18 protein-coding genes and 1 pseudogene are annotated in these 17,517 nt (G+C 57.9%); 9 read left to right on the forward strand and 10 right to left on the reverse strand.

Going from position 1 to position 17,517, the window contains the following annotated elements; translation table 11 throughout:
- Positions 1 to 266 (reverse strand): annotated as a pseudogene (locus E1180_RS01925) (cold-shock protein); the annotation flags it as partial.
- Between the two features lie 214 nt (positions 267 to 480).
- The gene (locus E1180_RS01930; RefSeq protein ID WP_155189399.1) at positions 481 to 1,578 is read right to left on the reverse strand and encodes a DUF1176 domain-containing protein; all 1,098 of its coding nucleotides are present in this window, start codon (positions 1,576 to 1,578) and stop codon (positions 481 to 483) included.
- 238 nt (positions 1,579 to 1,816) lie between these two features.
- Here E1180_RS01930 and E1180_RS01935 point away from each other — a divergent pair, with 238 nt between their 5' ends.
- Positions 1,817 to 2,437 (forward strand): MBL fold metallo-hydrolase, encoded by a 621-nt coding sequence (locus E1180_RS01935; protein ID WP_155189415.1) that lies wholly within the window; start codon positions 1,817 to 1,819, stop codon positions 2,435 to 2,437.
- A gap of 46 nt (positions 2,438 to 2,483) precedes the next feature.
- Here the strand turns inward: E1180_RS01935 and E1180_RS01940 are convergent, their stop codons facing one another.
- The 4 genes from E1180_RS01940 to E1180_RS01955 form a co-directional block, all read right to left on the reverse strand.
- On the reverse strand, positions 2,484 to 3,467 hold the full coding sequence (locus tag E1180_RS01940; RefSeq protein ID WP_155189400.1) for a DUF1402 family protein: 984 nt from the start codon (positions 3,465 to 3,467) through the stop codon (positions 2,484 to 2,486).
- A gap of 257 nt (positions 3,468 to 3,724) precedes the next feature.
- Positions 3,725 to 4,066, reverse strand: a complete 342-nt coding sequence (locus tag E1180_RS01945) for a DUF6665 family protein (protein WP_155189416.1) — start codon at positions 4,064 to 4,066, stop codon at positions 3,725 to 3,727.
- Between the two features lie 45 nt (positions 4,067 to 4,111).
- Complete coding sequence (locus E1180_RS01950; protein ID WP_283404430.1) at positions 4,112 to 5,434, reverse strand: MFS transporter; 1,323 nt, start codon at positions 5,432 to 5,434, stop codon at positions 4,112 to 4,114.
- Positions 5,435 to 5,478: 44 nt separating this feature from the next.
- Positions 5,479 to 6,045, reverse strand: a complete 567-nt coding sequence (locus E1180_RS01955) for a chalcone isomerase family protein (protein ID WP_155189402.1) — start codon at positions 6,043 to 6,045, stop codon at positions 5,479 to 5,481.
- Between the two features lie 264 nt (positions 6,046 to 6,309).
- On the opposite strand from E1180_RS01955, the gene E1180_RS01960 reads away from it, so the two are divergent.
- Positions 6,310 to 7,944 (forward strand): methyl-accepting chemotaxis protein, encoded by a 1,635-nt coding sequence (locus E1180_RS01960; RefSeq protein WP_155189403.1) that lies wholly within the window; start codon positions 6,310 to 6,312, stop codon positions 7,942 to 7,944.
- Positions 7,945 to 8,272: 328 nt separating this feature from the next.
- On the forward strand, positions 8,273 to 8,575 hold the full coding sequence (gene clpS / locus E1180_RS01965) for an ATP-dependent Clp protease adapter ClpS (protein ID WP_155189404.1): 303 nt from the start codon (positions 8,273 to 8,275) through the stop codon (positions 8,573 to 8,575).
- 96 nt (positions 8,576 to 8,671) lie between these two features.
- Here the strand turns inward: clpS and E1180_RS01970 are convergent, their stop codons facing one another.
- Both E1180_RS01970 and E1180_RS01975 read right to left on the reverse strand, forming a co-directional pair.
- Positions 8,672 to 10,171: a coiled-coil domain-containing protein gene (locus E1180_RS01970; protein WP_155189405.1), complete on the reverse strand. Its 1,500-nt coding sequence runs from the start codon at positions 10,169 to 10,171 to the stop codon at positions 8,672 to 8,674.
- 221 nt (positions 10,172 to 10,392) lie between these two features.
- Positions 10,393 to 11,739 carry a DUF1176 domain-containing protein gene (locus tag E1180_RS01975; RefSeq protein WP_155189406.1) on the reverse strand — a complete coding sequence of 449 codons (1,347 nt, stop codon included), beginning with the start codon at positions 11,737 to 11,739 and terminating at the stop codon, positions 10,393 to 10,395.
- Between E1180_RS01975 and E1180_RS01980 the strand changes: the two genes are divergently transcribed.
- The 6 genes from E1180_RS01980 (at position 11,705) to E1180_RS02005 (ending at position 15,815) form a co-directional block, all read left to right on the forward strand.
- A complete protein-coding gene (locus tag E1180_RS01980; RefSeq protein WP_155189407.1) occupies positions 11,705 to 12,862 on the forward strand; it encodes a caspase family protein in 1,158 nt (385 codons plus the stop codon). The two genes, E1180_RS01975 and E1180_RS01980, sit on opposite strands and share 35 nt — an antisense overlap.
- Before the next feature lie 219 nt (positions 12,863 to 13,081).
- A complete protein-coding gene (locus tag E1180_RS01985; RefSeq protein WP_155189408.1) occupies positions 13,082 to 13,450 on the forward strand; it encodes a hypothetical protein in 369 nt (122 codons plus the stop codon).
- A gap of 174 nt (positions 13,451 to 13,624) precedes the next feature.
- A complete protein-coding gene (locus E1180_RS01990) occupies positions 13,625 to 13,798 on the forward strand; it encodes a hypothetical protein (RefSeq protein ID WP_155189409.1) in 174 nt (57 codons plus the stop codon).
- A gap of 172 nt (positions 13,799 to 13,970) precedes the next feature.
- Positions 13,971 to 14,930, forward strand: a complete 960-nt coding sequence (locus E1180_RS01995; protein WP_155189410.1) for a hypothetical protein — start codon at positions 13,971 to 13,973, stop codon at positions 14,928 to 14,930.
- Between the two features lie 330 nt (positions 14,931 to 15,260).
- Entirely contained in the window at positions 15,261 to 15,470 is a 210-nt protein-coding gene (locus E1180_RS02000) for a cold-shock protein (protein WP_155189411.1), read from the forward strand.
- A 120-nt stretch (positions 15,471 to 15,590) separates the two neighbouring features.
- Positions 15,591 to 15,815 carry a hypothetical protein gene (locus E1180_RS02005; RefSeq protein WP_155189412.1) on the forward strand — a complete coding sequence of 75 codons (225 nt, stop codon included), beginning with the start codon at positions 15,591 to 15,593 and terminating at the stop codon, positions 15,813 to 15,815.
- Between the two features lie 101 nt (positions 15,816 to 15,916).
- Here the strand turns inward: E1180_RS02005 and E1180_RS02010 are convergent, their stop codons facing one another.
- Together E1180_RS02010 and E1180_RS22140 are read right to left on the reverse strand one after the other, a co-directional pair.
- Complete coding sequence (locus tag E1180_RS02010) at positions 15,917 to 17,107, reverse strand: DUF1176 domain-containing protein (protein ID WP_196220500.1); 1,191 nt, start codon at positions 17,105 to 17,107, stop codon at positions 15,917 to 15,919.
- A gap of 91 nt (positions 17,108 to 17,198) precedes the next feature.
- The coding region (locus E1180_RS22140; RefSeq protein WP_208996846.1) for a hypothetical protein at positions 17,199 to 17,517 on the reverse strand (319 nt) is incomplete at its 5' end.

Below are 17,517 nucleotides of genomic sequence, written 5' to 3' on the forward strand. Positions count from 1 at the left end.
CCGCGATTTCCGCCGTCTTCCCGTTGGCCATAGCCGCCGCGGCCGCCACCGCCGTAGCCACCGCCATCCCGGTCGTCGCGGCCACCGCCGTAGCCGCCACCATAATCGTTGTCCCGTCCGCCGCGGTAGCCGCCGCTGCGGCCGCCGCCATAGTCACCACCGAATTCGCTTCCGCCAAAATCACTGCCGAAGTCTTGCGGACCGCCAAACTCGCGCTTGCCGCCGCGCCGACCACGCGACCGCCGGTCCGAATCGCCATCGTGCATTACAAAATCACCTTAACTTCTGTGCCATTCCGGCACACGCCACCCAGTCTCGCCTGCCATATCGGCAAGGATCATTCCCATGAAACGCACAGTGTGCATTCATCACTACTTCAGGAATGGGTTGCACCAGTGTTGCCACATCCCTTTCCAGCCGCTGCGTCAACATAATAGTGTTGAGAATGTTGCAATCGCAAGAAATTCCTGATGCGGATTGCTATTTAGAGGCCTTTTTCACGGGCCAGGTGTTTGACCAATTGGACAAGTCCGGTTCAGTTCCGTCACATGTGGTCCGGCTTGCTTCTTCAAGAAGCACAAAAGCAGACCCGTTCCATGTCCAGCGGTTCCAGAGGCCGCATTCGCCGACACCGGACGCCTTGAAGTAGCTCACCAGCTGTTTGTCGGCCGGGACCCATCGCGCATTGTAAATCAGGTCGGACGCAATTGGGCCTTGTTCGGACATGCGGGCGACATGCACCTGGCGCGCGGCTCCGTCTTTCCCGGCGAGAACGCTGATATAAGGGGTGTTGTAAGCTGTCGGGGTGCCGCACGGGATCACATAAAGCGAGCCTGCATCTTCCAGCGGAACACGAACAGCATTCATGTTGGAGAAGATCGCCGGGTCAATCGCCGAACACAAGCGGTTTGCGGTCCAGATGGCAGTCACTTCCGGAGGCAGCTGGTCCGGTGTGGTGATCGGGATGGCATGAGGGGCATCCGTGGCCGGATTTGTGCCCGGAGCAACAATGGCGGACACCGTTCCCGTACGGTTCTGGCGGTTGTCGAGCCAGAGCAATCCGGATTTTAGGCCAGTGAGGGGAACCGTGATAACAGCGGCGTCACTCCCCTGGGGGGCGGGCAATTCGATCGTCAATTGGCTGCCGGACCGCAAGGCGTCCAGAAGAGCTGTTGTTGCAGGGCCGATTGGGTACCAGACGCCTTCTCCGCCGAGCGGGCGGAACCCGGCCGGTGGCATGACGGCCTGCTGCATTTCCCGTAGCTGTTCAATCGGCAAGGCTTCGATTTCGGTGCCATCCACTGAGAACCGGAGCGTTCCGCCATTGGACAATTCGGTATTTGTTGTCAGGCGGACGAGCGGCTGTGCATCCGCCTTCCAGTCCCTGACAATGCGCAGGTCCACCCAGACGGACTGGTTCCGGTTAAAGGACGAGGCAAAGCAAACACCGGTGTTGCCGCAGTCAACCGTCCATGTCTCGAATGTTGGCGCTGAACGGCCCGGCTGAGCAACGGCCGCTTGCGGACCCCACGCCAGCGAAAGGGCAATCGTCATTATGGTCAACAGTCGCAACGTCATGGAGTCAAGGGTCCGATTTGGTGACGGCTTCTCATGTGCCGATACTTCTTGTACGAAATGCATGCGGTAAGGTGAAGCCGCCAGCTCAAAGAAACCATACGCGGTCCTAATTTGTCCCGTACTTGTTTTACACAATAAGGTGGCCGCTGACGATAAGGAGACAAATGTGGCTCACGATCCCGATGGAAGCGGAAGCGCGGCCCAAAACGCAGAAACCGATGTCCCGCCAATTCAGGTCATGATTATCCCGGTTACCGGATTTCAGCAGAACTGTTCGCTAATTTGGGATCCGAAGACAATGCTCGGCGCGGTGGTCGATCCAGGTGGTGATGTCGACCGCATCCTGGAAGCCGTGCGCAAGCAGGGGGTAACGGTCGACAAGATCGTGCTGACCCATGGGCATATCGATCACATTGGTGGGGCTGCGGATCTGGCGGAAGCGCTGGAAATTCCGGTTGAAGGGCCGCACGAGGCGGACAAGCCGCTGATCGAACGGGTTGCCGAACAGGCCATCCAATTCGGGATGGGCGAGGCGAAGACAGTTGCGCCGGACCGCTGGATGCAAGAAGGCGATACGGTGGAAATTGCCGGACGATCCTTTGAAGTCCTGCATTGCCCGGGGCATTCGCCCGGTCATCTTGTCTATGTGGACCGGGAATTGCAGTTTGCGATTTCAGGTGACGTTCTTTTCGCCGGTTCAATTGGCAGAACTGATCTGCCCGGCGGCGACCATGCAACCCTGATCCAGTCAATTACCGAAAAACTGCTGCCGCTGGGTGATGATGTTGCCTTCCTGCCAGGGCATGGGCCCGCCTCAAGCATTGGTCAGGAGCGGCTCAACAATCCGTTCCTGACCTGAGCCGGATGCGACGTGTATTCTTGAAACTAGCTGAAGGACCTGACTGTCAAAGCAGGTCCTTCAGATCGTCGATCCGGTCATTTACAAGCCAGCCGTAATAGTTTTCGCGCGGCCAGCGTTTGCCGCTCCGGCGGAACTTTGCGGCGCGGCTCCAGGGATCGCCAAGATTGTAGAGCGTTGCCGTGAGCCCGGGATTGTTGGAAATGTCCACTTTGCCAACGGATTTGTAGGCGGTGATCGCGTCCTTGATAATCGCCGCCATGTAATGCAGCGAGATATTTGGGTCCATTGTCGCCTTGTAGACCGCTGAGGAGTTGGACGCTTCAAGCTTGCGGAATTTGCTTGTCCGCGAAACTTTGTCGGTCATCTTCAAGACGGTAAGCGGGCTAAGCTGCCCGAGCCCGAAACTCTGTCCGGCAAAGAGCGGTTGGAAAAACGCTTCGTTGAAGTTCTTTTTCGGGTACCGCACACCATCGACGCTCTTGCCGCGGAAGCGGGTTTCCCAGACCTGCTCATAGCAGGACCAGCGCCTGTCGCTGCTTTCCTGGATATGATCCTTCTGGCAGCGTTCGAATTGCGGCCGCTGAACAAAGTCGTTGACGTGTTCGCCTTCGAATTCAAATTCGAACCGTATGCCGGCATATGCAAGCGCCTTGACATAATAGGACTGGGCGCTGTCCAGCGTGTCGTAATTGTAGGTGTGCTCGCCGACAATGGCGCCAATGATGTGGATCGGATCAATGCCATAGCGGCTTGCGACCCGTTTGATTGAGGACAAAAGCCGCCGGTCGCGCCTTATAACCGAAACCACCTTTTCGAATTTCGCATCGTAGGAGGACTGGGACGCAGCTGTCCGTCTTGCAGAAGCAAATGGGATCTTCGGCTGATTGGAATACCGGTTGCCTTCCGGCACAGTGCGGACGGATTGGGCCTCGACCGGCGCAGTGAACGGGGCAAGTAGGATGGCAAGCGCGACGAGCGCCGTCAGCGGCAGCGATGCCAAACGTTTTAGACCAAAATCATTGCACATCGTGACCGCTCTGCGCCCAGCTGATCGTTTTTGTGTCCGCTGCTACAGCCAGTTTCGCTACAGCTCTACTCGTCCGTCTGCGGAACAAATAGTCCGCCATCTGCGAAAGAAAATACGATTTCATTTTGAAAGCCCCCAGTAAAAATCATTCCGGACTGCAATATGCAAGCCCATCCTTTCCTTAGGCAGGGCTCATCAACAGCGAAGTGATGCGGGTCACAGGGTGTTCTTTTGCGGATCTTAAGCCCGGCTGATCCCTATTTCCGGGAGGGTCTGGTGAGGATCGCGGGACCCATTGCAAGACGCACGGAACCCGGGACATTCAAGTGGTCGTAAAATGCCTTGTGCTGCTTGAGACCGCATAATTCCCGCTGGATGGTGACGTTCCAAAGAGCCTCACCAGCTTGTGCATGGACGTGGCGGAAATGTTCATCATCCGGCTCAAAGGTCTCCCGTGCCGCTTCAAGGGCCGCCAGCGCGTCCTCCAGTTTCTTGTTCAACCGGAACAGCGTCGACGCTTTCTCATTGAAGACTTCCTGCTCCAAGGCCGCGGTCAGGGGATCCTGATCCTGCTGTGTCAAAGAACGGGGCGGGCGCATTGTCACGATAGTCTGCCTCTGGTGGCTTGCAGTGCAGGGAAAAGCTCACACGGCTGATTTGCCCTGCGCAAGTGTTTTCGCCGAGGCCAGCAATATACAAAAGACACCGATTTTCATCACGCACGGCAAAACCGCATATGTGAAGCTGAGAGCAAGGTTCAGCGAGGGGGTCATGTCCACATTCGGATGATAGCCCACGAGGCCGAGCATGGGCAGGGCGAGCCCCGTTGCAACGGCAAGGGCTGCTTTTGACAAAAGGGCCATGAACGCAAACAACCGGGACGCATCGGCTTCCCGTCCGTCCGCTTCCAGATGGTCTGCCAGGATGGCTGGCGGCAAGGCGAGATCAGCCCCGAGCGCAAGGCCGGACAGCGCGCAAACCAGAGCGTATCCTGCAAGATCGCCGAGCCCGAGGAAGGCGGCCCCGAGGAAGGTAATCACCGACAGCATGAGGGAATACCGCCAGGCTGCAAGCTTGCCCGATCTGGCGGCAATGCGCATCCAGACCGGCATCGACACCACGCCGGACAGAAAATAGATCAGCAGGAACAGCCCGGTATAGGCCTCTGCCCCAATGCGGTCCCGTACGAAAAACAAAACAAGGACTGCAGGAATTGCGCTTGCAAAACTGTTCAAGAACACCGTGCCAAAAAAGATGGCCCGCCAGCGGTCTTTGAGCAGCTGCGTCCAGCCGATGATCTCATCTGGGTTCGACGGTTTTTGGAGCGGTGCCGTCCGCAGCCAGCTGAGAAGGATCACCAGCGCGCCGGCAAGCAGGGGCAGGTAGGCGATGGTCAGCCAGTGAAAGGCGGTTTCACGGCTGGTTATCTCGGCGAGAACCGCCGGGGCGATGGCTGCGATCAGCAAGCCGACAAGACCGAAAGCCTCCCGGAAGCCGGTGACCCGCGTTCTGTCTGTCTCCATACAGTTCCAGAGACCGCCCACCGTCTGGTAGTTGATCGCAACGATGGAGTAGCCGGTGGTGCAGATGAACACCGAGAGCGCAAACCAGGCCAGCGGATAAGTGGCGGGGGGGTGGAACAGCATCCAAAAGCCGGACCCCAGAAAGACCGCACCCAGCATCAAGATGGCGGAGCGGTGAGCATGGAAGCGGTCGCTCAAGCTTCCGATCAGCGGGTCCTGAAAAGCATCGACGAGGCGCAACGCAAGCAGCACGGCGCCAAGGGATGTCAGGGGTTGATCGAAGACTACTGCGTAAAAGTCCGGCGCGTTCAGATAAATCGGCAAGCCTGCAAAGGCCAATGGCAGCGCCATGACGCCGTAAATCATGAGCGCGGAAACCCGCAAGCGCCCCTTTGCCGGGGTGATTACAGCGTCACCTGCCTGACCGGCGCCGGTCTCTTTCACAGTTGCCAAGTCTTTGGGTCCGGCTGTAGCGGCGGGTTGCTGCATCAGCCACTGGCGCCAACGAGTTTTGCCCGCAAGGAGGGGTTCTTCGTTTGTGCACCGAGCCAAATGTTAAAGAACCTCTGTGTGAAGGCCGGATCCTGGATCGCCCCTATCTTGCGGCCATCAGCATAAAATTCTGTGGTTCCATTCGCTGTTTTCACACCGGTTATGGACTGTCCCGCCCGGACGTCCGGAAAAATCGAATCCATTTGCCTGGTCCAGCTGTCGATCTGGCCGGCGGACGCGCTGCCCTGCGCCTTGATCTCCTTCGCCGAGCGTTCCGCAATGGCGGCCCCCTCGAAGTTGCGCAAATATGTAAGCTTTAGCGCGAATGGCCCGGAGGTCTCGAATTCGCCCTGCGGTGCATAAAGTTCTGCGTCAAACACCCGGAAGCCGAGAAAGGAGAACCGTCCTTCGCCCACAAGTGCTGCCGACGGCACCGATCGTGCCGCAGCGCCAAGATCCGCCAACGCGGCGGGGACAGCCGCGTTCACGGCAATTCCCACCGCAAGCGATAGTGTGGCAACAGATTTGCTGATCGTTTCCGGCCAAGTTTTGACGGTCTGCATAACATACTCCGTTCCTGAGCCCCGTCCGTCTACGCACTGTTTCTGCGTATGGATTGGTGCAATGCGACCGATTCACGCCGTCAGGACATTCGTGGTTTCCCGCGTGTCAATTTTCACGATCATTTAGAAAGTGTTGAAGATAAACATGGGGAATTTAATAGATTGGCCGCATTGATAAGCAAAAACCGGAACGAAGAACCCCTTGTCTTAAGAGATTTTTTGCAGACTGCGCTTATACCTACCCCGAACCTTATGGGGGACATTATGAAGTTTTGGCAATCTGTGAAATTCACCACGACAGTGCCGATCGTGGCCGTTGTGGCAGTTGCATTCGTCGCCTTCGCCTATATCACGTCTTCACAGCGTGTGGCCGGTGTGCAGGATGCATTCGAACAACAGATCAAGATGAGCGCAAACCTGACCAATCAGGCTTTGGGCAATGCGATCTGGGACTTCGATCAGGACCTTGCGAACACGTTGCTCGCACCGCTCCTGGACAATGACAACTTTTCCTGGGCCGTTGTTCAGGAAACAAATGCCAGCGTCTTTGCATCTTTGGCGCGGGATACGGAAGCCGAGGTGGAAGCCTTGGTTGATCTCATTCCGGAAGACATGCGCGGCGAAAACGCCTCTGCCGATACATCTTTCTTCAGCACCCCCAAATTTCAGATTGGCTTCAAACCGATCACGCGCGCTGACGGCGACGCTGTCGAGACACTCGGTTACCTCTTCGTTGCCTTCGATATCGGCGCGATCGAGCAGGCCCGGAATGAGGCTCTGACGACTGCGCTCGCAATCACGGCGGTCGCGATCCTGGCCGTTTCTCTTGTGCTTGTTGCTCTTATCCGCCGCATAACCGGGCAGATCGGCAACCTGTCAGGCACCATGAAGACACTCTCCGACGGCAACTACGATATCAACATCCCCTATGTTGAGCGGGTTGACGAGATGGGGCAGATGGCCCGGACTGTCGATATCTTCCGGGATAATGGTCTTCGTCAACGCGAGCTCGAAGAAGAGCAGCAGCAGAACATGGAAAATGAGCGCCACCGTCAAGCCGGACTGGAAACTCTGATCTCCGATTTTCGCGACGACTCTCAGCGCCTCCTGCAACCGGTTAACCAGTCCACAGAGGCCATGGGGAGCATCTCAGGCATCCTGATGGACCTGTCCACAAGCAACACGGAGCGGACCGCATCCGTTGCCGCTGCCACCGAACAGGCTTATGCCAGCGTTCAAACGGTCGCATCCGCGTCCGAAGAGCTGTCGGCGTCTATCGGTGAGATCTCCCGCCAGATCGCCGAGACCAGCGAGGTTGTTTCCTCCGCCAACACGAAAGCCAACTCGGCAAACGAGCAGGTGGCAAGCCTGGCGTCGTCGGCACAAAAGATCGGCGCGGTTCTGCAGCTCATTCAGGACATTGCGGAACAGACAAACCTGCTAGCCTTGAACGCGACCATCGAGGCTGCACGGGCCGGTGAAGCGGGTAAGGGCTTTGCCGTCGTTGCTGCCGAGGTCAAGGAACTTGCGACACAGACCTCCAAGGCGACCGAAGAAATTTCGGCGCAGATCAACGCCATCCAGGGGGCATCCTCCGACTCCGTGGCTGCGATCGAGGAAATCGCAAACATCATGGAGCGGGTGAACGAGTTCACCAATTCTATCACGGAAGCGTTGGAGCAGCAGGGCGCTGCGACTGCCGAGATCAGCAGCTCCATTCAAGAGGTTGCCTCTGGTACCCGTGAGATCAGTGAAAACATGACCGGTGTGAAGGCGGCCGTGGATGAAACGACCCAGTCGGCAGGTGATGTGTCCCGCACCTCGTCGGAAGTTGCGGATAACACCCGTCAGCTGTCCGACCGCATCGACGGGTTCCTGACCAAGGTTGCAGCTGTCTAACCCCCCCATGACGGCACCGGGCGTCATGGAGACGCCCAAGGCTGATTTAGACATGCCCGTAATCCGAAGACCCCGCGCGTTAAAAGCGCGGGGTTTTTTGTGTCAGCATTAATTGACAATATCGTCATGTTTTCTTCGATATTGCTGGGCAGTATAGTATGGCGTAGAGCCAGAAACGGTATGTGGCCTAATGCACGTCCGTCTTGACGGCCTTCTGCCTTCAAACTGCTATGTTGACGGCATTTACGGCTTAACAGCCTGACATCATTTACAGCGGCGCGTGTGAAGGGGAGATCAGCCCCCAAGTTTGTAGGTACAGGGCACTGTCATGAGTGATTTTGATCTCAAACCAAAACTGAAGCAGAAGACCAAGGTCGAAAAGCCCAAGCTTTACAAGGTCGTTCTGCTGAATGACGATTATACGCCGCGCGAATTCGTCGTGTTGATCCTCAAGGCGGAATTCAAGCTGGATTCGGCGCAAGCGGAAGTGGTCATGATAACGGCGCACCAAAAAGGGGCCTGCGTGGTGTCCGTCTACCCGAAGGATGTGGCGGAGACGAAGGCAACACGGGCGATTGATGCGGCGGGACAGCTCGGATATCCGCTTCAGTTCACCGTTGAGCCGGAATGATTTGTATCTCGCATTGTGCGCCCGCAGTTGCCGAATACGATTTTGGAAGAAAAAAGCCCCGCATTTGCGGGGCTTTTTCATTTAAGGGATGAGCGATCAGCTGTCGCGGAGCTTCACGATCTTGTCGTTTCCGCCGCTGGGCTTGTCCGGATCTGTCTCGGAGCCGGACGGCGCATCAGCCTTTTCGAGTATGTCGTCATCAACATCGAAATCGGTCGGCAGCGGTTCGGTAATGTCGAGATCGGACATTGGATCGGAGCTCGTCTGGGTCAGACCGAGTTCCTCAGCCGGACCACGTCCCTCCATGGCCATCTGGTAGTTGGCAATGACCGTCTTCAGCTGGGCGATCTGCTCATTGGCCGTATCCATCTGGATTTTGTAGCGCTGCAAGCGTTTGTTCTCATCGACCAGATCTTCCAGATTGTCTGCGAATTTCTGGTTCTGGTTCCGCTGGTGGTTGAGATCGGTTAGAGCGGAGTTGTACCGAAGGTTCACCTCACGCAGTTTGGCGGAGGTCGCCATGAGCTCGTTGCGGTCTTTCTCGTGGTTCTTTTGCGCGCTGTCGAGCAGGTGCTCGATTTCCTGCATGCGCTTGATCAGCTCGCGGTTGCGCTCCTTGATTGTGGAGTTTTCGCGCGCCATCTCCTGCAGCGACTGGGCGCCGATGCGGCGCTGGGATGACAGGTTCTCGATTTCAGCATTCAGCGCATAGACTTCGTTGTCATGCTTGCGCTGCTCTTCCTCAAGCCGCGATTTCGCGTAGACCAGCTCCTGGTTTGCCACATCAAGATGGGATTTCAGGTCGATGTTGTCGTTCCGGAATTCGATCAGCTCGCGCTTGACCGCTTCCAGCTCGCTCGTCGCCTGATTGTTCTTCTTGATCTCTTCTTCCAGAAGTTTGGCGCTTTCGGAGAGGTTCTGCTGAAGTTCCTTCTCGCGGTGCTTGACCGCTTCCAGGTCGGAGGACAGGCTCTCTGCGTGTTTCTCAAGGCTTTCATATTTCGCCTTGAGATCGTTCATCTCCGCGCTGATTTCAGACAGCTGCGTATTTGCGTCAACGAGTTTGGCGCTCTGATGCCGGTACTCGTCATTGACCTTCTTGTTGTTGTCCCGGATGGACACGATGTCGTTGCGCGCCGTTTCAAGCGCGGTCCGTGTCTCGGTGGCCCGCTTGCGAAGCGAATGAACCTCGGCCTGGGCGTCTTCAAGCTGCGTGGTGAGCGTCTTGACCTTATGCTCCGCATCGAGCAGGTCCGTTGACAGCTTCGCGTTTTCGGATTTCAGCCGGACTTCGGTCTGAACGCTCGACCGGGAAGCCTCAATGTATTCCGCCATCATCTTGATGGTGGTCTGGCTTTCATTGGCAAAGGCCGCCATCTGGTCGAAGGTTTGGTTGAGCCCGCCCACACGGGACTTCAGTCCGTCCAGCTGGTTCATTTTTTCCTGCATCCGCAGCGCGAACGGAGACAGCTGCTCGACGTTTCCGCCCTTTCCGGATGCTTCAACCGCATCTTGAACATCAGTAGATGGCTGTTCTGTCTCGATTCGCTCTTCGGAGCTGTCGCCCGGACGCGAAGTTTTCGAGAATATGCCCATTCCATGCTCCTGTGGTTCGCGGCAGCAAGGCTGCGCGATCAACGCAATACTTTAACTCTTTATTAACCCATAAGGCGGGTGTCTTTCAACGACTCAGGGGCGTTTCGGCGCACAATACACCCGGAATTGTTACCCCCCAAAGAAGGATATCCCCGGTCAATTGGGGAATTGCGCTTATGGTTAACGCAGATCCCGGTTGTTCCGGGACCCGCCTAAAACCTTTATTGGCCCATTTCGTCGATTGTCCAGCTTAAGGGCCAGCCTTCGGCCGGGCCCTGAATGCCGTCGCAATTCGTCTTTTCCAGGTACTCAATCAGGATGTACTGGCCCGATTCCGCTTCCATTTCATGGCGCTCGAAACTGCCGCAATCATAATTGGGGCTGTAATAGGTCGTGCCGGTTACCTGTCCGGTCGCAGTGTCATAGACCAGATTGTTGACGAGCGCGTGGTTCGGTTGATTGAAGCCAGGAGGTGTTTCGAACTCTTGCCATTCATCCAGGGATGGATTGAAGGGAATGTGCGTGGCCATGTAGTAGGGAACATTGGCATCGGCCATCTGACAGGGAACGATCCAGAGTTCCACATCGCCCTCGGCGATCACCCGGGCGCCAAATGCCGGGACAACTTCGTCCAGCCGGCAATCCAGCGTGCGGTAGCCCATCATCTGGACACTGTCCGGAATGCGGCCGAGGTCATAGACCATACCGTTTCCGGTGTCCGGAGAATTGTTCGCCACATCCTGTGACGGCATCACGGGCGGCGGCAAATCATCGGCCGCTGCGGCGTTCTCACGAACTGCAGGCGCAGCTTCGGCAGGAGCCTTTGCCACGGCACCGTCAGAACTCTGCGGTGCTGTTCCATTAAGGGTGTGAGGTCCGCTGTCCGCGGCCAGTCCGCCCCAGGCAACGATGGCATCGCCCCGGCCGATGCGTCCTTGCGCGTCATCAATTTTCAGCAAGGCCTGTGTGATCCCTTTAAGGGAGACGGTATAGGCTTTCGTGCCGGCTGATCCGCCGAATTCAATCTGCACGGCCGCCGTTGATCCAAGGCGCAGGTTTTCAACCAGAGGCCGGTCGGCAGCCCCCGAAAAGGTCATTTCATTGCCCTTATAGATCTTTCCGGCTTTCCCGAAAAACCCGTAGTTCTCTTCCCCGCTGGAGACTTCAATTCGGGCCGTCATGCCGGTTTCAAGCTTCGTTACCGGCTTGAAAGTCACATAAACAGGACTGCCCGGCTTTGCTCCCCGTTCGATCTTCAGCCGGAATGCTTCGCCGCTCGTTCCCGTGCCGGCGGTTTCTGCAATGCAGTAATTGTCTGAGTTGCAACGGGCCGTCCACTCGTAGAATTGGGTCTTTGCAAGTTCAGCTGCCGCCGGTGCCGGTCCCCAAAGCAAAGAGCCGGCAACTGCTGCGAGATAATTCCGTTTCAGCAAAGTCTTAACCCCCTTGAGCGCTTGAGCTTTCACAATGCCGAAAGCTTCCGTAAAGTCAAATCCATGAACCGGACCACCCTTGACTGTCCCGGGGAGCAGCATGATGCGTAAATTCTGGCCTTGTCTCGTCTTCACTCTGGCCGCCCTGACAGTGTCGATGCAACCGGTCTTCGCCAAAAAGGTTGCTCTGATTATCGGCAATGGGGCCTATCAGACAATTCCCGAACTCCGGAACCCGGCAAACGACGCGGAATTGGCCTCGGCAACCTTTTCGGCACTCGGCTTTGAAACCGAAACCCTTGTCGACGCCAGTGCCCAAGACATGTTGACCGCGCTCGAGGGATTTCAGACGCTCTCTGCGGACGCCGATGTTGCGGTGATCTTCTTTGCAGGTCACGGCGTTCAGGCAGACAACGTGAATTACCTTCTTCCGACAGATACGGATGCAGCGTCGCGGGAAGCGTTCGAAACGTCGAGCGTCACGATGGATGCGTTTCTGGAGGCCTTTCACGCTTCTTCTAATGTGCGGCTGCTGATAGTGGACGCCTGCCGGGACAATCCGTTTGCCCAAACCCGGTCCATCGGCAACGTGATCGGCGCCGGGGAGCGCGGCCTTGCACGGGTCAACCATCAGCTTGACGATCTCGTGGTGGTCTACTCCGCCCAGCCAAACCAGACGGCCCTTGACGGAACAGGCTCCAACAGCCCTTTCATGGAAGCCCTGTCCAATGTCCTGACCGCCCAGGCCCAGGTGAAGCTGAGCGACGCCTTGATCGACATCACCAATTTCGTCCGGACCGAGACCGCCAGCCGCCAGCTGCCCTATATCGAAGGCACGTTGTCGGTTCATCTGGAACTGGCCTTGCAATCTGCCGCTACGGTATCTGGCGCTGAGACGGAGGCAGCTTGCAGCGGTCAAACGGAGACGGTGTCGCTGTCGCCAGGGGGCTACCAGTCCTTGACCCTCGGTCCGCAAACCCGGCAACTGGTGATCGATGATGCAGGGACGGCTGCCGTGACCTTGTGCCTTGCCGATGGGAAACTGCAGGCCGATGGCCGCTATGATCAGGCGTTTACGGCCGATGATGCCGGCAACCGTGAGAATGGCGGTGCCGGATACTATTTTGAGACCGCCAGTGGTGACGAGGCACACTTGTGGATCTACACGGATCCGGATACGCCGGGAGCGAAACTGGAAGTCGGTGTCTATCTCGACGGCACGGAAATCTCCTGGGTGGAAACTGGCTGGGCCTTTTGAAATAGAAAGGCCTGACATTCGGACCTTAAGGCAAGCACGCTCCTTGCTGCCCGGGACCTAGCGCATTTTTTCCGATCGATTGCTCGCTCGGCGATTCAATCTGACCGTGAGGTGCTCTGGCTGTCCGATGCCGCCAATCTGCTTGCCTTCTGCAGTGCGGCATGGTTCCTTTAGGTTACTTTGCATTCGCTTTCCAATATTCCACTCCTTGAGGCTGCCATGCTCAAAAGGTTGTTTCTTTGTGCTTTGCTATGTTCATCTCTTGCGGTTCCCGGGCCGGCTGCCGCTTATCAGCTGATCGTCTCCTACCGGATTGCCGGTACCGATCTGGCTGCTGTCGAATTGCAGGAGCCGGAGGTCGAAGACCCGGAAGTGCTTCACCTCAAGCTGACCGAGGGGGCAGGGGATACGCTGGAACTCTTCCTTGAATCCGATGCAGGTTTTGGGACCTGCGCAGATGATCTTCAGACGATCATCGGGGTGGCGGATGCCTATGCCGAAATCGTCATCGACCAGTCGGCCCAGACAATGAACGGGGTCGCGATGCTGCAATGTGCGATCTTCTGGGGGCTTTTCCGCCCCAACTAGCCGATTGCCAAATCTAACATTGACAAGGTTAACGGGCTTGGGTCTTGTCCTGTGCGACTGGCCGCACCGCATTTGGCAGGATGCCCGGCCGGTCGCACCTGACTTTCACCTGGTCCGGGCAGCAGGGGACGGGCGCCGGACCGGACGTTGATTCAAAGCATCAAGGAGTTATCCATGCGTTTGACCCCGCCTTCCGTAATCGTGTTTCTGATTTCCCTCGTTCTGTTTGTCCTCGCCGTCTTGCCGATGGCTGGCATTGCCGTTCCGAGCATTGGCTTTTCGACAGTCTGGATCCTGGTTGCCTCTTATGTGGTTCTGGCGGCCGGCGTCCTCTTCAAAGGGATCTGAGCCGGTCAAGGCCCGACCACTCCCAAATCTGATCAAGAAGATCGCGCTGAACCCGCCGGATACGGTCCGGCGGGTTTTTTGCTGTGCGCCCCGTCACAGGTTCCGCAGCGGCCGATCCCCCATCTTGAGATCATCAAGGCCGGGCGCGCCCGGGTACTTCAGGGAGGTGATCATGCCTTTAACGCGACAGGAATTCAGAAGACAGGTTTGGGACGTTGTCAGAATCTACCGCGAGGACAACGCCTGGGTTGGCCGGTGGCGCAATTCGTCCTGGAACAATGATCACATCATGGAGATCTATATCCGTGCGGCCTACCGGCTGTATGATGCGACCGCCAACAATCATCACAAGCTGGTGCTGCTCGGCGATACGGCGATCCGGTCGGCCGAGGATCTGATCTTGAACTTCGGCTTGACAGCCGCCAACGGCATCCAGGAAGACGAAGTCGTGCAGACAGCCGACAACGCCGATGCTCAGCGGCAAAATGCCTGGGGTGCCAATGCCATTCCCGTGCGCGGTGCGGGCAGCATCTTGAGCGAAAACGGCTGGACACCGATCCTCAATGACGCCCTGATTGTCGGCTCCGCGACCGCCGGGCACGGCTTTTATCTGACCTTGAACCGGTATGAATCCGGGCTCTGGCGGGAGGCTGCCGCGATGGCGCGCGGGAAACTGCCGGCCTTGCGCAGGCTCTATGTGCATAAATACGGGCCCGGAATTGACGGCAACGGGCCAACTGACGAGTTTATGATGTCAACGCCCGAGTTCCGCCAGCAGGTTTGGAAGTACTTTATGAACTGGAACATCGGCATGTTCTGGGATGTTCAAAGGCAAAATCCGAGGGTCTTGGCCCGGGAGATACTCGGCCTGTCTTTCCTGGGCTATGAGACGGTCTTTAACGACCAGGAATTGTTCTTCCGCAAGCGCTGGGACACGCCCGACCCGAACTTCGCCACATATGCCAACCGCCTGCGGGCGCTGAGGTTTCACGATAGCGGCGCCCGGGCCCGCATCCTGCAAAGCCTGTCCATGTATCTTTTTCAGGACAATACGGCGATTGGGTTTCGGGCCGATTTGCCCGCGATCAGGGCCATGCCGATTATCGGCCATCAGCAAATGCAGCTGGTTTGATCAAGGCCAGCTTGCCGGGACGCCGCGGCGGCCCGCACCGCCGGGTGCTCATGCCCGGCCCCGCGGTTCCGGGCCGGCCCGGAACAGCTGTCTCCGTTTCACCTTCAAGCCCCGGACCTCTGTCCGGGGTCTTTTTTTTGGAATTGAACTATCTGCCTTGATTAAAGCGCAATTGATCTGTATTGATCACGTTATCGATCTTGCTTGACGAACTTTGTGATACTGCAGCTTACTGCAAAACTACGATTTTCCCTCTCAACGTCGACGACACGCACCGGACCGCATGTGGCGGGCCGGGCAATTTTTATGACCGAATGAAAGGGCATCGTTATGACCATCGGCACAGTTAAATTCTTCAACACCACCAAAGGCTTCGGCTTCATTCAGCCGGAAGATGGCGGCAACGACGTGTTCGTTCACATCTCCGCTGTTGAGCGTTCCGGCATGCATTCCCTGAACGAAGGTGACAAGGTCAGCTTCGAAGTTGTCCAGGACCGCCGGTCCGGCAAGTCCGCTGCTGAAAACCTGTCTGCAGCCTAATTTCTTGTTATCGGGAGACGCAGCCACGTATCGAATGGCGCGACCCTGATCTGAACTCTAAAAGCCGGGGCATTCGCTCCGGCTTTTTGTTTTTCAGCAGCCGGAAGGACGCTTTTTCTCATGACCGAACCCCTCACACGCGACACGCTGTTCAAACCGCAAAAGCTGCCAGCGTCGACCAAAGCGGAAATTACGAAACAGGTCTCGATGGACCTTGCCCAGTCTGAAGCCGATGTACGCGCCGCTAAAACGGCGAAACTGCGCAAGGCCCGATTGGAAATGGAAGCCCGGCAGGCTGCTGAGGCTGCGGCCAAACCGGCCCCGCGCAAACGCAAGAAGGTGTGACGGGCTACCGCCAGCTCCTCACCTCGCGCGATAGGGCCTGAAGGCCGTTCGTGCGGCGATGCCGCATGGGGCGGCGCCGCCTCAACCGCTCAGCTTTGGCGTCAGGATCTCGGCCAGTCGGCGGGCATTGCGGTTTGGCCGTCACATTTGGGTTTTTCCCGAATTTCGATCAGATCGAATACGTCCGTCGTCCGGTTGAACTTGTAGACCTCGTACATGCCGCAATCATAGCCCGGCCCGTAATAGGTCGTGCCGGTCACAATGTCCTCATCGGCCCGGAAATCCATGTTGAAGAGCAGCGCGGCGTCCTCGCGGATACCGTTGCGCGGGTTCTTGAAGTTATAGATCTCGCCCGCATCCGGATCCGGATAAACATGGCTCATCAGGAAGAAGGACGGGTTGGTGTCGCCCATTTCACAAGGCACCATCCAGTATTCCACATCGCCGAAAGCCAGCGCAAAGGCCCCATAGGCGGGCAGGGTCTCTTCCAGAGTGCAGCCCAGGGCCCGGCCCGCGAACCGCTGGATTGCATCGGGCACATCCCGTTCTTCATATGTGCTGTTCCAGTCGCCGCCCGAAAACACCGCTGGGACCGGATCGGCCGCTGGAGCGGGTGCTGGGGCCGCTCTGGGCGCCGCGGCCTCGGCCGCATCCGCGCTATCGGCCGTTTGCCGCGGCTCCGGTTTGGTCTCCTCGCGCTCCGCACTTGGGCTGACGCCCGAGGATGTGTTCGGCTGCGGACCGGCATCCGATGGCTTGCCGCCCCAGGCGACGATCGCATCGCCCCGGCCGACCCGGCCCTGTTCCTCGTCGATCCGGAGCATGGCCTGCGTGAGGCCGCTCAAGGAGACATAATAGGACTGTGTACCGGCCGCCCCGCCGAACTCGATCTGGATGCGCGCTTCGCTTCCAAGGCGCAGCTGTTCGACAAGATCGCGGTGCGGGGACCCTGAAAAGGCCATTTCATTGCCCTTGTAGACCGTATCGGCCACCCCGAAATAGGCGTAGTTTTCTTCCTCGCCCCAGACTTCGATCCGCGCTGTCATGCCGGTTTGAAGCGCGCTCTCGGGGGCGAAGGTGACAAACACGTTGCTGTCCGGTTTGGCCCCGCGCTCGACCTTGAGCCGGAACGCCTCGTCGCTGTCGCCGGTGCCCGGTGTTTCGGCAATGCAGTAATTCTCATCCGTGCAGCGCACGGTCCAGTCCAGATAGGCCGTACGGGCGAGCTCCGCCTGCACGGGGGCGCACAGCCCGGCCAGTCCGCCAGCCACAAGGCAAATTCTCAAACGCATGAAAGTCCCCCAACGTTCGCGCCGCAGCCCTGAGCGTCCGTCACACATGGGCCCTGCGCTGGTGCCCAGAATGCGGGCCGTTGCCGTAAAGTCAATTCGCAACTGTGTCAGGAGGGGGCAGGCAGCACAAAACCCGCCGCAAGGGTTCCCTCTGGCGTTTGGCTGAAAACATCTCCTGCAAGACACAGGAGTGGCGGGACGCGTCAGGCTCTGCCTGCGCATCTTGAGGTGGATAGTGTTTCTTCGGCATGGCCTGACGGCCCCGCCCGGGCTGTTTTGGTGCGGTGGGACACCCAGGTCCGGCCAGACGTAACCGCGGGGTGTCAATCCGCGTTACAGCGTGCCCAGCCGGTTGGGTGGTCTCCGGTACAGCTGCAAGCCCGAAGCCATCCCGCCGGACCCCGGACCGG

This window comes from Roseibium denhamense (assembly GCF_009711415.1).
GTDB classification, from domain to species: domain Bacteria; phylum Pseudomonadota; class Alphaproteobacteria; order Rhizobiales; family Stappiaceae; genus Roseibium; species Roseibium denhamense.

Excerpts from the sequence above, each read along its gene's own strand:
- E1180_RS01930 (WP_155189399.1), bottom strand. The coding sequence starts at position 1,578 with ATGACGTTGCGACTGTTGACCATAATGACGATTGCCCTTTCGCTGGCG.
- E1180_RS01935 (WP_155189415.1), top strand. The coding sequence starts at position 1,817 with ATGATTATCCCGGTTACCGGATTTCAGCAGAACTGTTCGCTAATTTGG.
- E1180_RS01940 (WP_155189400.1), bottom strand. The coding sequence starts at position 3,467 with ATGTGCAATGATTTTGGTCTAAAACGTTTGGCATCGCTGCCGCTGACG.
- E1180_RS01945 (WP_155189416.1), bottom strand. The coding sequence starts at position 4,066 with ATGCGCCCGCCCCGTTCTTTGACACAGCAGGATCAGGATCCCCTGACC.
- E1180_RS01955 (WP_155189402.1), bottom strand. The coding sequence starts at position 6,045 with ATGCAGACCGTCAAAACTTGGCCGGAAACGATCAGCAAATCTGTTGCC.
- E1180_RS01960 (WP_155189403.1), top strand. The coding sequence starts at position 6,310 with ATGAAGTTTTGGCAATCTGTGAAATTCACCACGACAGTGCCGATCGTG.
- clpS (WP_155189404.1), top strand. The coding sequence starts at position 8,273 with ATGAGTGATTTTGATCTCAAACCAAAACTGAAGCAGAAGACCAAGGTC.
- E1180_RS01970 (WP_155189405.1), bottom strand. The coding sequence starts at position 10,171 with ATGGGCATATTCTCGAAAACTTCGCGTCCGGGCGACAGCTCCGAAGAG.
- E1180_RS01980 (WP_155189407.1), top strand. The coding sequence starts at position 11,705 with ATGATGCGTAAATTCTGGCCTTGTCTCGTCTTCACTCTGGCCGCCCTG.
- E1180_RS01985 (WP_155189408.1), top strand. The coding sequence starts at position 13,082 with ATGCTCAAAAGGTTGTTTCTTTGTGCTTTGCTATGTTCATCTCTTGCG.
- E1180_RS01990 (WP_155189409.1), top strand. The coding sequence starts at position 13,625 with ATGCGTTTGACCCCGCCTTCCGTAATCGTGTTTCTGATTTCCCTCGTT.
- E1180_RS01995 (WP_155189410.1), top strand. The coding sequence starts at position 13,971 with ATGCCTTTAACGCGACAGGAATTCAGAAGACAGGTTTGGGACGTTGTC.
- E1180_RS02000 (WP_155189411.1), top strand. The coding sequence starts at position 15,261 with ATGACCATCGGCACAGTTAAATTCTTCAACACCACCAAAGGCTTCGGC.
- E1180_RS02005 (WP_155189412.1), top strand. The coding sequence starts at position 15,591 with ATGACCGAACCCCTCACACGCGACACGCTGTTCAAACCGCAAAAGCTG.
- E1180_RS02010 (WP_196220500.1), bottom strand. The coding sequence starts at position 17,107 with ATGCGTTTGAGAATTTGCCTTGTGGCTGGCGGACTGGCCGGGCTGTGC.